Here is an 11,884-nt window from a genome sequence, read left to right as displayed (position 1 = left end):
GCCTGGCGCCTGCGCAGGGCGGGCCCTTGCGCTACCATTGCCCGTCACCCCTTGCCTTCGCGTCCTCACATGTCCGCTCCCCAGATCGTCCAGGTCGGCCCCCTCGCGCCGCAGACCAATGCCACCCTGCTGCAACAGTACGGCGCCGCCGCGCTCTGGCAGCAGGCCGGTCCGCTCGCTTGGGCGCGCAGCGCGGGCCAGCAAGTGCGCGTGGTGGTGACCTCGGCGCGCCATGGCTGCAGCGCGGCGCTGATCGATGCGCTGCCGCGCCTGGAAGCCATCGTCAGCTTCGGCGTGGGCTATGACGCCATTGCGCTGGACGCGGCCCGCGCGCGCGGCATCCAGGTCAGCAACACACCCGACGTGCTCAACGACTGCGTCGCCGACCTGGCCTTCGGGCTGCTGCTGGATGCGGCGCGCGGCATCGCCCATGGCGACCGCTTCGTGCGCGCCGGGCGCTGGCCGCAAGGCGGCTTCCCGCTGACCACGCGCGTATCGGGCAAGAAGCTCGGCATCCTCGGGCTGGGCCGTATCGGCGAGATCGTCGCGCGCCGCGCGCAGGGCTTCGACATGGAGATCGCCTACAACAACCGCCGCCCGCGCGAGGGCGCGCCGTGGCGCTTCGAGGCGGACCTGAAGGCGCTGGCGTCGTGGGCCGACTTCCTGGTGGTGGCCACCGTGGGCGGGCCGTCGACGGCCGGGCTGGTGTCGCGCGACGTCATCGACGCCCTTGGCCCCAGGGGCATCCTGGTCAATGTGTCGCGCGGCAGTGTGATCGACGAGGCGGCGATGGTCGCGGCGCTGCTTGAGGGACGCCTCGGCGGCGCCGGCCTGGATGTGTTCCAGGACGAGCCCAACGTGCCGCCCGCGCTGCTGGCGCTGGACAATGTCGTGCTGGCGCCGCACATGGCCAGCGGCACGCATGAAACGCGCGCCGCCATGACCGCGCTGACGCTGCAGAACCTGGATGCGTTCCTCGCTGGCGGCAAGGTGCTGACGCCGGTGCTGTAAGCGGCCTACCCGCGTGCCTATACTGGAGGCACCGGCTCCAGCCCACTCTGCGGGCCGGCGTCAGGAGGCATCATGGCACGCAAGTTTATCGATTGCCGCGACTACCCGAGCGACACCCACTGCACGGTGGCATTAAGCGCCGACAGCGAGGACGAACTGCTCGAAGCCGCGGTCCAGCATGCAGTGACGGTGCATCAGCATCAGGACACGCCTGAACTGCGCACCCAGTTGAAAACGATGTTCAAGGAAGGCACGCCGCCGGCCTGAAACCGGCGAGGCTGGCGCCGGGCTGGCACCTGCCCGACGCCACCCCATCCTCCTTCCCGGGGCGCATTCGCAGCCCCTGATACGGCACTTATGCCGATCCGAATACCCATGACACCTGTCATGGCGCATCATTGACGCATCGCTATATACAGACGTATATTGCGCCTGACAGTCCACCTGCCCAGGCCTTGCCGCTCGTGTCGCACATGCCGGCGGGCCAAATCCCGAGGATTCCGATGTCTGCCTTCCGTTCCTGCCGCCGCAGGTTCCTGCTGGCCGCCTCCGTCGCCGCGCTGGCGCTGGCCGCCCCGCCCGCCTTTGCCGCCGACCTGGTGGTGTCCGCCGCCGCCAGCCTGACCAACGCCTTCAAGTCGCTGGCCGAGTCGTTCGAGCGCGCCCATCCCGGCACGCACGTGGTGCTGAACTTCGGCGCCTCCGACGTGCTGATGCAGCAGATCGTCAAGGGCGCGCCGGCCGACGTGTTTGCCTCCGCCGACCAGGAAGCGATGAACAAGGCCGAGGCCGAGAAGGTGATCGCCCCGGCATCGCGCCGCAACTTCGCCGCCAACCAGGTGGTGCTGATCGTGCCCGCCGACAGCAAGCTGGGCATCAGCAAGCTGCAGGACCTGACGCGCCCGGAAGTCAAGCGCATCGCCTATGGCAACCCGGCCTCGGTGCCGGTGGGCCGCTACACCCGTGGCGCACTGGAAACGGCCGGGCTGTGGGACGCCGTCGCCGCCAAGGGCGTGCCGGCGCAGAACGTGCGCCAGAGCCTGGACTACGTCGCGCGCGGCGAGGTCGAGGCCGGCTTTGTCTTCGCCACCGATGCCGCGGTGATGCCGGACAAGGTCAAGGTGGCCGTGCAAGTGCCCAGCCAAACGCCAGTGACCTACCCGATCGCCGTCACCAGCCAGACACGCCAGCAGAAGGAAGCGACTCAGTTCGTCGACTACGTGGCCTCGCCTGAAGGCCAGGCCATCCTGTCGCGTTTCGGCTTCCACAAGCCCTGACGGAGCTCTCGCCGCACCATGGACGCCGTCTGGGTACCGTTGCTGCTGTCGCTGAAGGTGGCTGGCTGGGCCACCGCGCTGAACGCCGTGCTCGGCGTCGGTGCGGCCTGGGCGCTGGCGCGCTGGCGCTCGCCCCTGCGCGACGTGGTCGACGCGGTGCTGACGCTGCCGCTGGTGCTGCCACCCACGGTGCTGGGCTACTACCTGCTGGTGCTGGTGGGGCGCCGTGGCGTCTTCGGCGAGTGGCTGGCGCGACTGGGCATCGAACTGGTCTTCACCTGGCAGGGTGCGGTGCTGGCCTCCACCATCGTCGCCTTCCCGCTGGTGCTCAAGTCCGCGCGCGCCGCCTTTGAAGGCGTAGACCATCAGCTGGAAAACGCCGCCCGCGTGCTGGGCGTGCCCGAAGCCGGCATCTTCTTCCGCGTCACGCTGCCGCTGGCCGCGCGCGGCATCATCGCCGGCGTGCTGCTGGCCTTTGCGCGCGCGCTGGGCGAGTTCGGCGCCACGCTGATGATCGCGGGCAACCTGCCCGGGCGTACGCAGACGCTGTCGGTCGCCATCTATGAGGCCGTGCAGGCCGGCGACGACAACACCGCCAACCTGCTGGTGCTGGTGACCTCGCTCACCTGTGTGCTGCTGCTGGTGGTCGCCGGGCGCCTGGTGCCGGCCGCCGCGCGCAATCCCGCTGAACTCTATGAACGCCGGCGCCTGCGCCCGCGTACCCGCTGAGCCGAGCCACCATGAGCATGCATGTCAGCATCCGCAAGCAGATGGTCTCGGCCGACCGCCACTTTGCGCTGGATATCGATTTCGATTCGGCCAGCCGGCGCATCGCGCTGTTCGGGCCCTCGGGCGCCGGCAAGAGCCTGACGCTGCGCGCCATCGCCGGGCTGCTGGCGCCGGACAGTGGCCGCATCGTGCTGAACGAACGCACACTGTTCGACGCGGAAGCTGGCATCGACGTGCGTCCGCAAGAGCGCCGCGTGGCCTACCTGTTCCAGGAATACGCACTGTTCCCACACCTGACCGTGGGCCAGAACATCGCCTTCGGCCTGTCGCGCGGCTGGCGCAACCCGCGCCGCGGCGCCGTGCACCCCGAAGCGCAGCGCTGGATCGACGCCTTCGGCCTGGCCGAGATCGTCGGCAACTTCCCGGCGGAGATCTCCGGCGGCCAGAAGCAGCGCGTGGCACTGGCGCGCGCGCTGGTGGCGCAGCCCGATATCGTGTTGCTAGATGAACCGTTCTCCGCGCTGGACCCCGCATTGCGCGAGCGCATGCGCGCGGAATTGCGCGCGCTGCAGGCCAGCCTGGACGTGCCGATGCTGGTAATCTCGCACGACCCTGCCGACGTGGAAGCCCTGGGCGACCATGTGCTGGAGATCCGCGAAGGCCGTATCTTCGGCAGCGGCACCAGCCGCCACCATCCGCCGGTCTACGCGCCGGTGTCGGCGCGCGTGGCCTGAGCCGCGCGCAGCAGGTCGACGTAGGCGCCCTCGATCAGGTTCGACGCAGGAATGCCCAGGCTCGCCATCAACGCGTGCGCCTCGGCCACGCCGTCTTCCACACTTTCCTCGTCGGCCAGCACCACTTCCAGCTCCAGGAAATCGCCCAGCGCCTCGACCCGGTCCAGGTGCACGCGCGTGCGGCCGGCCAGGTATAGCGTACGCAGCTTGCGCACCCGCCCGCCCTCGCCATGTGCCGCGGCCAGCGCTGCGCGCAGCGTGGCAGGCGCTTGCGTCGGCGACAGGATATAGAAGCTCTCCTTCGGGCCGGCCTCGTCCGCACGCGCGTAGAAGATCAGTTCGCCCCGGTCCGGCGCGAACTCGCGCAGCTTGAGCCGCCCGTTGGCGCAGGGGAAAAAGGTATCGTCCTGGCGAATGTATTCGGGACCCTGGTCGGCAAGCGCCGCCGCGTGTGGCTGCACACCCTCGACGCTGTCGATGCGGGCCTTGATCTCGACGTTTCTTGGCATCCGTGTCTTCCGTGATTTCAACCGAGCAGCAACCGCGCGGCAATCACCCACATGGTGACGCCGATCACCACTTCCAGCACCTGCCACGCGCGCGGCCGCGCAAACACCGGCCGCAGCAGCGCCGCGCCGTACCCGAGCGAAAAAAAGAACAGGAACGACGCGGTCATCGCCCCCGCGGCAAACTCACGCGCATGGCCCGCGAACTGGGTCGACACCGAACCGATCAGCATCACCGTATCCAGATACACATGCGGGTTGAGCCAGGTGAACGCCAGGCACACCGCCAGCGTCGCACCCAGCGGCCGCGGCGCGGCGTCGCTGGGGTCCAGCGCCGCGTTCGAGCGCCACGCCGCCAGGAAGCTGCGCGCGCCATACCAGACCAGAAAGGCCGCGCCGCCGTAGCGCATCGCCGCTCCCAGCCAGGGCAGCTCGCGGATCATCACGGCAAAGCCGGATACGCCCAGCAGGATCAGCAGCGCATCGGAGAGCGCGCACACCAGGGAGACCCAGAACACATGCTCGCGCCGCAACCCTTGTCGCAGTACGAAGGCATTCTGGGAACCAATGGCAAGAATCAGGGAAAGACCGAGGGAGAAGCCGGCCAGGGCGGCGTGCATTGGTTGTGGAAGGGCTGCTTTTTTGGGTGGCTATTATTGCACGCCGAGGGTGCCGCCATGCCCTCCCAGCCTGCCATGCCTGCCGCAGGCCTAGCTTACCCCACTACGCCCAAGATCACGCTGGACGCCTTGAACACCGCCACAGCCGCTACCCCCTCCTCCAGCCCCAGCGCCTCGACACTGCCGTTGGTCACGATCGCCGCAATCGTGCCGCCGCCGTCGAGTTCGATCACCACCTCGGCATTCACCGCCCCAGGCATCACGCGCGACACCACGCCCGGCAGCTGGTTGCGCGCCGACAGCCGCATCCCCGGATCGGGCAGCCCCACCAGCACCGAAGAGGCCTTGATCAGCGCGAACGCCTCCGCGCCCTCGGCCAGCGCCAGCGTCTCGACGCTTTCGTGCGTGATGGTGGCCACGACCTGCTGCCCGCCGGACAGCGCCAGCACGACTTCATCGTTGACCGCGCCGCCACGCACGCTGGTCACGCGTCCGAACAGCTTGTTGCGCGCACTGGTCTTGATCATCATTCGCCTCATCAGGTGGATATCGTCGACCGCGCCCTCGCCCATGCGCGACAACTGTGCGACAAAGCGCCTGTGCTCGTCCTCGAGTGCGCGATAGGTGCGGATCAGCTGCTCGCCGCGCGCGGTCAGGCGCGTGCCGCCGCCGCCCTTGCCGCCGGCGGCGCGCACCACCAGCGGCTCGCCGGCGCTGTTGTTCATGGCATCGATGGCGTCCCACGCGGCCTTGTAGCTGATGCCGACCGCGCGCGCTGCCGCGGTGATCGAGCCGTGTTCGCCGATGGCGGCAAGCAGCGCGATGCGGTCCTTGCCGCCCCAGTCTTGCGAGCCGGAGCGGAACCAGATGGCTCCCTGGAGTTCAAGCATGGATGTCGGGCGCCGCTGGCGGGCGCCGCAATGAAGTCCGAAACGCGGCTATGGTAATCCGATTTGCGGATCGGTCAGGGCACTAAGAACCCATTTCATGGGTTCTTAGTCCTGGTGCGCCGGGATATACCAGCGCATGATGCTGCCGGCAAAGTACTGGCGGTCGAACCGGCGCAGCAGGCGCCAGGCGGCAAACGGGTCGATATCCAGGTCCACCCACGCCCACGGATGGTCGGGATCGCCCTCGCGCACGATTTCCACGGACTTGACCGGGGCATGATTCTTGAGCTTTTCCTGCAGCATGTCTTCGGTCACATCGCGATGCAAACCCCGGATCAGTACCTGCATGGATTCTCCCTGTCGGTGCCCCCTGCCTGCATTGTAGGCGCCGCCTGCGCCGCGTGCCGGCGGTCCGGCGCGCGCTACGCCATGATGTGCACGCCACCATCCACGTACACGGTATTGCCCGAGATACGCCGCGCATACGGCGTGGCGAGGTAGGCGGTGGCGAAGCCTACGTCCATGATGTCGACCACCTCGCCCAGCGGCGCGCGCCCGGCGGCGTCGGCCAGCAGCAGGTCGAAGTCCTTCAGGCCCGAGGCCGCGCGCGTCTTCAGCGGCCCCGGCGAGATGGCGTGGACGCGGATGCCCCTGGGCTCCAGTTCATGCGCCAGGTAGCGGCAGCTGGCCTCCAGCGCCGCCTTGACCGGCCCCATCAGGTCATAGTTGGGCACCACGCGGTTGGCGCCTTCATAGCTCATCGCGAACAGCGTGCCGCCCTGCGTCATCAGCGGCACGGCCAGGCGCGCCATGCGCACGAAGGAGTGGCATGAGATGTCCATGGCGCGCGCAAAGCCAGCCGCTGCCGCGCGCTGCAACCCACGGACGGGTGGCGCGCAAAGCCACATCGCTGGCGGCGCACCTGTTCATCGACAAGAAAGAATCGTCGCCTATACTGGCGCAGCGCACCTTGCGCATCGCAGCAATTCCGCCTCGGGCGCGGCCCTCGCCAGGCTCGACGTCAATACGCAGGCCGGGTACCCTAGCCGCTGCTTCGCTCACGGAACATCGTCATGACCGCTGCCTCGCCTGCCATGTCCGACCTCGCCGCGCCCGCCGATGCGCCGGACAAATACGCCACGCTGCTGGCACGCTGCGCCGGGCTGGCGCCCATCCCCACCGCAGTGGCGCATCCGTGCGACGCCGCCTCGCTGGGCGGCGCCCTGGAAGCAGCGGAGCTGGGCCTGATCGTGCCGATCCTGGTCGGGCCGGCGGCACGCATCCGGCAGGTGGCAGCGGAGCACGGCATGGCGCTGGGCGACACCGTCATCATCGACACACCGCACAGCCACGCCTCGGCCGCGCGCGCCGTCGAAGCGGTGCGCGCCGGCGACGCCGAACTGCTGATGAAAGGCAGCCTGCATACCGACGAACTGCTGCACGAGGTCACCGCTTCGGCAAGCGGCCTGCGCACCGGGCGGCGGCTGTCGCATGTGTTCGCGATGGACGTGCCGCGCTACCACAAGCCGCTGTTCATCACCGATGCCGCGGTCAACATCTTCCCCACGCTCAACGAGAAGGCCGATATCTGCCGCAACGCCATCGACCTGCTGCGCATGCTGGGCATCGAGCGGCCCAAGGTGGCGATCCTGTCGGCCGTGGAGACCGTCACCGACAAGATCCCCTCCACCATCGACGCCGCGGCGCTGTGCACCATGGCACGGCGCGGCCAGATCACCGGCGGCGTGCTGGACGGCCCGCTCGCCTTCGACAACGCCATCAGCCGCGAAGCCGCCGTCACCAAGGGCATCGATTCGGACGTGGCCGGCGACCCCGACATCCTGCTGGTGCCGGACCTGGAAGCGGGCAATATGCTGGCCAAGCAGCTGACCTTCCTGGCCGGCGCCGAAGCCGCCGGCATCGTGCTGGGCGCGCGCGTGCCCATCATCCTGACCAGCCGGGCCGACAGCGTGCGCGCGCGCATCGGCAGCTGCGCCATCGCCGTGCTGCTGGCGCATGCGCGCCGCAGCGCCGAAGCCGCGGCGCAGGTCTGAGCCGTGCCCGTGCAACCCTCGCGCAACCACCTGGGAGTCCATCGAGCGTGACCGCCATCCATCCTGCCGTGCATCCCGTCATCCTCGTCGTCAACGCCGGTTCGTCCAGCGTCAAGGTCTCGGTCTATGCCGTGCCCGACGCCGCGCATGGCAATACCGACATCAACCCGGTGCTGAGCGCGCACGGCCAGATCGAAGGTATCGGCGTGGCGCCGCGCCTGACCGCGCGCATGGCCGACGGCCGCGTGGTGGCCGACGAGAGCTTCCCGCAGGCCCAGGTGGCCGACCACGACGCCGCCTTCCGGCTGGTGCGCCTGGTGCTGAGCGTGGGCCTGCGCGACAACCCGCCGGTGGCCATCGGCCATCGCGTGGTGCATGGCGGCGCCGACTACGCGCAGGCTGTGCGCATCGACGACGAGGTGATCGCAAAGCTGGAGGCGCTGGTGCCGCTGGCCCCGCTGCACCAGCCGCACAATCTGACCGCGATCCGCGCGGTGCGCCAGGCCGTGCCGGACCTGCTGCAGGTGGCCTGCTTCGACACCGCCTTCCACGCCGGCCACGACGTGCTGGCGCAACTGATGGCGCTGCCCTATGCCTACTATGAGCGCGGCATCCGGCGCTATGGCTTCCACGGGCTGTCGTACGAGTACATCGCGCGCCGGCTGCGCCAGGTCGCGCCCGACCTGGCCGAGGGGCGCGTGGTCGTGGCGCACCTGGGCAACGGCGCCAGCCTGTGCGCGATGCGCGACGGCCGCAGCGTGGACAGCACCATGGGCCTGACCGCGCTCGACGGCCTGCCGATGGGCACGCGCTGCGGCTCGATCGATCCGGGTGCGCTGCTGTGGCTGGCGCAGCAGGGCATGCAGCCGGCCGAGATCCAGGCAATGCTGTATCAGGAATCGGGGCTGAAGGGACTGTCAGGCGTGGGCAGCGACATGCGCGCGCTGCTGGCCAGCGATGCGCCGCGCGCGCGGCTGGCGGTGGATTTCTACGCCTACCGCGCCGCGCAGGAAATCGGCAAGCTCGCGGTCACGCTGGGCGGGCTCGATGCGCTGGTGTTCACCGCGGGCATCGGCGCCAACTCGCCGCCGGTGCGCGCGCGCATCTGCGAACACCTGGCCAGCCTGTTCGGCATCACGCTCGATGGCGGCGCCAACGGCGCGAACAGCCAGCGCGTCAGCCGCGACGACAGCCGCGTGCCGGTGCTGGTGCTGCCCACCGATGAAGAAGGGATGATCGCGCTGAGCACCGCCCGCATCCTGCGCGAGAGCAACAAGCTCTGAGTCAGCCCGCCAGGTAGTGCTCGCGCAGCTGCGCGACGTCCACTGCCAGGGCGTCGCGCAGGTAGTTGTCGACGCTGCCCCAGGCCACATCGATGGCCTGCATCGAGGCATCGAGATAACTGGCGCGGACCTCCAGCAGCGGCATCATCACCGCGGGGTCCACGCCGAGCCCGGCCATGCGCGCCAGCGCCGACTCATTGAACTGCACGTTGCGCTGGTTCGATTCCAGGTAATTGGCCAGGATGTCGTCCTGCGCCACGCCCAGCGCCGCCAGCAACAGCAGCGCGGCAAAGCCGGTACGGTCCTTGCCGGCGGTGCAGTGGAACAGCAGCGTCTTGCCGCCCTGCGCGGTGTGCATAAAGCCACCGAAGGCGTCGCGGTAGCGCACCGGGAAGTCGCGGTAGACCTCCAGCATGAAGGCATCCATCTGCGCCGGCGTGCTGGCGCGCAGGCGCGGCATCAGCACCTCCATCGCCATGCTGCCTTCCAGCACCGGCACCGCCTTCCAGTGGAAGCGCTGGCCAAAGGCGGCTTCGTCAGGCGACTTCTCGCCGGGCGAACGGAAATCCACCACCATGTCGAGCCCGAGCGCCTGCAGCCGGTCCAGGTCCGCGGCGCTGGCCAGCGCGGGGTTGCCGCTGCGGTACAGGCGGCCCTGGCGCACGCGGCGTCCGCTTGCGCCAGCCAGCCCGCCGAGATCGCGCGCATTGCTGATGGTGTCGAATACCAGGTCGTGCCCGCCCGGTACGCTGCCGGCACTCGCCGGAGCCTGCGGTACGACCGCACGGGTATGCAGGCATCCTGCGCGTTGAAGCCACTTGATCATTGTTGTTTCCCGATTGTCCTTGCGATGCGGGCCGCTGCCGTGCGGCGCTTCAGCGCGCGCGGTACGCCGGCACATGCCAGCGCAGGTGGCAGCCCGCGATATAGCGCCGGTCCAGCCGTGCCACCAGCTTCCACACCGTCAGCGCACTGGCATCAATATCGACCCACGCCCACGGATGCCCGGGGTCGCCGGCTTCCACCAGTTCCACCGAACGGATCTTCGCATACCGCGCCAGCGCCTTGTGCAGCGCCGCGGCGTCCAGCCCCGCCTTCAGTCCACGTACTAAAACCTTCATGGTCGGCTCCAATTATTTCAGATCACTCCCGCTCATGCATCACCCGGCGGGGCCATCGTGAAACACTTGGGCACACGAACCGCCGCCAGGCCTTATGTGGCGAGCCTCTCACTGGTATGACGCGTGCGGCAGGCCGGGTATCCATGGATCTCGCGTGGAATTGATCTCGCTCATGACGGGCGGAAATAGCTGGGAGTTGCCCTCGACAGGGCCGGCTCGTGGCCGGAAAATTTCTGTCATGTCGAACGCGGCGGCCGAGCCAGAAGCCAGGCCGCTCCGGGCACACCGAACACGGATGCCGGCGATGCCAGAACTTCCCGCCTCCCACCCTCCCACCCTCCCGCCCCCGCGGCGCAGGCCGCGGCCGTGCCCACACCCATGCGCTGGGCGTGGTGGCTGAGTTGCTGGCCGGCGTGCTGTCCGGCGGCGGCACCATCCAGCCGGAGAACCCGCGCGGCGGCGTGGCCACCAACAACCTGTGCGCGGTGCTGCTCAATCCCGCGCTGGACCTGGGCCTGGACTGGCAGAGCGCGGAAGTCGAGGCCTTTGTCCGCTATCTGCACGACACGCCGCCGGCGCCGGGCGTGGACCGCGTTCAGTATCCCGGCGAGTACGAGGCCGCCAACCGGGCGCAGGGAGGCGACACGCTCGACATCAACCCGGCCATCTGGCGCAACCTGGAGCGCCTGGCGCAGTCGCTCAACGTGGCGGTGCCCACCGTCTGAGACCACAGCGGCCGGCGGGGCTCGCGCCCTGCCGGCCACGGCTGGCACAATACGTGCCATGAAAAGCCTCTGGTCCGCCTTCATCAAGCTGGTGGTGCTCGCCGTGATCGGCGGCGCGCTGCTGGCCGCCATCGCCATCCTCGCCGCCAACCGGCAGCTGCCGTCGCTCGACGCGCTTACCGCCTTCCGCCAGACGCCCGACTACGTGCCCATCGCCAAGATCCCGCGCGAGCTGACCGATGCCGTGGTCGCGATCGAGGATGAACGCTTCTACGTGCATGACGGCATCGACTACATCGGCGTCATCCGCGCAGGCGTGGCCAACCTGTCAGACGAGCTGTCGCAGGGGGCGTCGACCATCACCATGCAGGTGGCGCGCAACTTTTACCTGTCGCGCGACAAGACCTATACCCGCAAGCTGTACGAGGTGCTGCTGTCTTTCCGGATTGAAAAGGCGCTGACCAAGGACGAGATCCTGGAGCTGTATATGAACAAGATCTACCTGGGACAGGGGGCTTATGGCTTTGCCGATGCGGCGCAGACTTACTTCGGCAAGCGGCTGGACCAGTTGACGCTGGCTGAGTGCGCGATGCTGGCCGGGCTGCCCAAGGCGCCTTCGGCCAACAATCCGGTGGCGAATCCCAGGCGGGCGCGGCAGCGGCAGGTTTATATCCTGAAGCGGATGCTGGAGCTTGGGCGGATTTCGCGGGGGGAGTATGACGGGGCGTTGTTGGAGCCGTTGAGGTTGAGGTGATGGGTGGCTTGCTGGATTGACGCTATGCGGTTGGTGGGGGTGCTTGGCGGGCGTGGGGAGCCTGTCAGATTTCTTGTGTGTTGAGGTCATGAGACGATATCGAAAGAAACGCCCTTATGACCGAAACAACAAGCATGACGAAGAAGAGCAAGAAATCGAGCGCACCGAAGCTGTTTCCGG

General features: G+C 68.6%; 14 protein-coding genes and 2 pseudogenes. 9 read left to right on the top strand and 7 right to left on the bottom strand.

Annotated features, from left to right (window positions below):
• Positions 1 to 69: 69 nt before the first annotated feature.
• The 5 genes from DN412_RS28700 to DN412_RS28680 all read left to right on the top strand — a co-directional run bounded on the left by DN412_RS28700 (position 70) and on the right by DN412_RS28680 (position 3,751).
• Complete coding sequence (locus DN412_RS28700; protein WP_115214669.1) at positions 70 to 1,011, top strand: 2-hydroxyacid dehydrogenase; 942 nt, start codon at positions 70 to 72, stop codon at positions 1,009 to 1,011.
• A gap of 72 nt (positions 1,012 to 1,083) precedes the next feature.
• A complete protein-coding gene (locus DN412_RS28695; protein WP_115214668.1) occupies positions 1,084 to 1,278 on the top strand; it encodes a DUF1059 domain-containing protein in 195 nt (64 codons plus the stop codon).
• Between the two features lie 236 nt (positions 1,279 to 1,514).
• Positions 1,515 to 2,288 (top strand): molybdate ABC transporter substrate-binding protein, encoded by a 774-nt coding sequence (gene modA / locus DN412_RS28690; protein ID WP_115214667.1) that lies wholly within the window; start codon positions 1,515 to 1,517, stop codon positions 2,286 to 2,288.
• A gap of 18 nt (positions 2,289 to 2,306) precedes the next feature.
• Complete coding sequence (gene modB / locus DN412_RS28685; protein WP_115214666.1) at positions 2,307 to 3,017, top strand: molybdate ABC transporter permease subunit; 711 nt, start codon at positions 2,307 to 2,309, stop codon at positions 3,015 to 3,017.
• An 11-nt stretch (positions 3,018 to 3,028) separates the two neighbouring features.
• Positions 3,029 to 3,751 carry an ATP-binding cassette domain-containing protein gene (locus tag DN412_RS28680; RefSeq protein ID WP_115214665.1) on the top strand — a complete coding sequence of 241 codons (723 nt, stop codon included), beginning with the start codon at positions 3,029 to 3,031 and terminating at the stop codon, positions 3,749 to 3,751.
• Here the strand turns inward: DN412_RS28680 and DN412_RS28675 are convergent.
• From DN412_RS28675 to DN412_RS28655, 5 genes and pseudogenes are all read right to left on the bottom strand, one after another.
• Complete coding sequence (locus DN412_RS28675) at positions 3,721 to 4,260, bottom strand: class IV adenylate cyclase (protein ID WP_115214664.1); 540 nt, start codon at positions 4,258 to 4,260, stop codon at positions 3,721 to 3,723. The genes DN412_RS28680 and DN412_RS28675 overlap by 31 nt on opposite strands.
• 17 nt (positions 4,261 to 4,277) lie before the next feature.
• Entirely contained in the window at positions 4,278 to 4,877 is a 600-nt protein-coding gene (locus DN412_RS28670) for a LysE/ArgO family amino acid transporter (RefSeq protein ID WP_115214663.1), read from the bottom strand.
• A 95-nt stretch (positions 4,878 to 4,972) separates the two neighbouring features.
• Positions 4,973 to 5,767, bottom strand: a complete 795-nt coding sequence (locus DN412_RS28665; RefSeq protein ID WP_115214662.1) for a TOBE domain-containing protein — start codon at positions 5,765 to 5,767, stop codon at positions 4,973 to 4,975.
• 105 nt (positions 5,768 to 5,872) lie between these two features.
• Positions 5,873 to 6,115 (bottom strand): RNA-binding protein, encoded by a 243-nt coding sequence (locus DN412_RS28660; protein ID WP_078195421.1) that lies wholly within the window; start codon positions 6,113 to 6,115, stop codon positions 5,873 to 5,875.
• 74 nt (positions 6,116 to 6,189) lie between these two features.
• Positions 6,190 to 6,630, bottom strand: a pseudogene (locus tag DN412_RS28655) (SDR family oxidoreductase); the annotation flags it as partial.
• Positions 6,631 to 6,840: 210 nt separating this feature from the next.
• On the opposite strand from DN412_RS28655, the gene DN412_RS28650 reads away from it, so the two are divergent.
• Entirely contained in the window at positions 6,841 to 7,821 is a 981-nt protein-coding gene (locus tag DN412_RS28650; RefSeq protein ID WP_115214661.1) for a phosphate acetyltransferase, read from the top strand.
• A gap of 47 nt (positions 7,822 to 7,868) precedes the next feature.
• Positions 7,869 to 9,104 carry an acetate/propionate family kinase gene (locus tag DN412_RS28645; protein ID WP_115214660.1) on the top strand — a complete coding sequence of 412 codons (1,236 nt, stop codon included), beginning with the start codon at positions 7,869 to 7,871 and terminating at the stop codon, positions 9,102 to 9,104.
• A 1-nt stretch (position 9,105) separates the two neighbouring features.
• On the opposite strand, the gene DN412_RS28640 is transcribed toward DN412_RS28645, so the two are convergent.
• Positions 9,106 to 9,930: a tyrosine-protein phosphatase gene (locus tag DN412_RS28640; protein WP_115214659.1), complete on the bottom strand. Its 825-nt coding sequence runs from the start codon at positions 9,928 to 9,930 to the stop codon at positions 9,106 to 9,108.
• 49 nt (positions 9,931 to 9,979) lie between these two features.
• Positions 9,980 to 10,225, bottom strand: a complete 246-nt coding sequence (locus DN412_RS28635; RefSeq protein WP_115214658.1) for an RNA-binding protein — start codon at positions 10,223 to 10,225, stop codon at positions 9,980 to 9,982.
• A 344-nt stretch (positions 10,226 to 10,569) separates the two neighbouring features.
• On the opposite strand from DN412_RS28635, the pseudogene DN412_RS28630 reads away from it, so the two are divergent.
• Both DN412_RS28630 and DN412_RS28625 read left to right on the top strand, forming a co-directional pair.
• A pseudogene (locus tag DN412_RS28630) lies at positions 10,570 to 10,950 on the top strand (Ldh family oxidoreductase); the annotation flags it as partial.
• 58 nt (positions 10,951 to 11,008) lie between these two features.
• Positions 11,009 to 11,704: a transglycosylase domain-containing protein gene (locus DN412_RS28625; RefSeq protein ID WP_115214657.1), complete on the top strand. Its 696-nt coding sequence runs from the start codon at positions 11,009 to 11,011 to the stop codon at positions 11,702 to 11,704.
• Positions 11,705 to 11,884: the final 180 nt, after the last annotated feature.

It is taken from the genome of Cupriavidus lacunae, assembly GCF_003353055.1.
Classification (GTDB): Bacteria; Pseudomonadota; Gammaproteobacteria; order Burkholderiales; family Burkholderiaceae; genus Cupriavidus; species Cupriavidus lacunae.
Note: the sequence above shows the minus strand (reverse complement) of the source record. Positions and strands in the feature narration are given on the sequence as shown.

What these genes read in the sequence shown, in the direction of transcription:
- DN412_RS28700 (WP_115214669.1), top strand. Translation starts at nt 70, where the DNA reads ATGTCCGCTCCCCAGATCGTCCAGGTCGGCCCCCTCGCGCCGCAGACC.
- DN412_RS28695 (WP_115214668.1), top strand. Translation starts at nt 1,084, where the DNA reads ATGGCACGCAAGTTTATCGATTGCCGCGACTACCCGAGCGACACCCAC.
- modA (WP_115214667.1), top strand. Translation starts at nt 1,515, where the DNA reads ATGTCTGCCTTCCGTTCCTGCCGCCGCAGGTTCCTGCTGGCCGCCTCC.
- modB (WP_115214666.1), top strand. Translation starts at nt 2,307, where the DNA reads ATGGACGCCGTCTGGGTACCGTTGCTGCTGTCGCTGAAGGTGGCTGGC.
- DN412_RS28680 (WP_115214665.1), top strand. Translation starts at nt 3,029, where the DNA reads ATGAGCATGCATGTCAGCATCCGCAAGCAGATGGTCTCGGCCGACCGC.
- DN412_RS28675 (WP_115214664.1), bottom strand. Translation starts at nt 4,260, where the DNA reads ATGCCAAGAAACGTCGAGATCAAGGCCCGCATCGACAGCGTCGAGGGT.
- DN412_RS28670 (WP_115214663.1), bottom strand. Translation starts at nt 4,877, where the DNA reads ATGCACGCCGCCCTGGCCGGCTTCTCCCTCGGTCTTTCCCTGATTCTT.
- DN412_RS28665 (WP_115214662.1), bottom strand. Translation starts at nt 5,767, where the DNA reads ATGCTTGAACTCCAGGGAGCCATCTGGTTCCGCTCCGGCTCGCAAGAC.
- DN412_RS28660 (WP_078195421.1), bottom strand. Translation starts at nt 6,115, where the DNA reads ATGCAGGTACTGATCCGGGGTTTGCATCGCGATGTGACCGAAGACATG.
- DN412_RS28650 (WP_115214661.1), top strand. Translation starts at nt 6,841, where the DNA reads ATGACCGCTGCCTCGCCTGCCATGTCCGACCTCGCCGCGCCCGCCGAT.
- DN412_RS28640 (WP_115214659.1), bottom strand. Translation starts at nt 9,930, where the DNA reads ATGATCAAGTGGCTTCAACGCGCAGGATGCCTGCATACCCGTGCGGTC.
- DN412_RS28635 (WP_115214658.1), bottom strand. Translation starts at nt 10,225, where the DNA reads ATGAAGGTTTTAGTACGTGGACTGAAGGCGGGGCTGGACGCCGCGGCG.
- DN412_RS28625 (WP_115214657.1), top strand. Translation starts at nt 11,009, where the DNA reads ATGAAAAGCCTCTGGTCCGCCTTCATCAAGCTGGTGGTGCTCGCCGTG.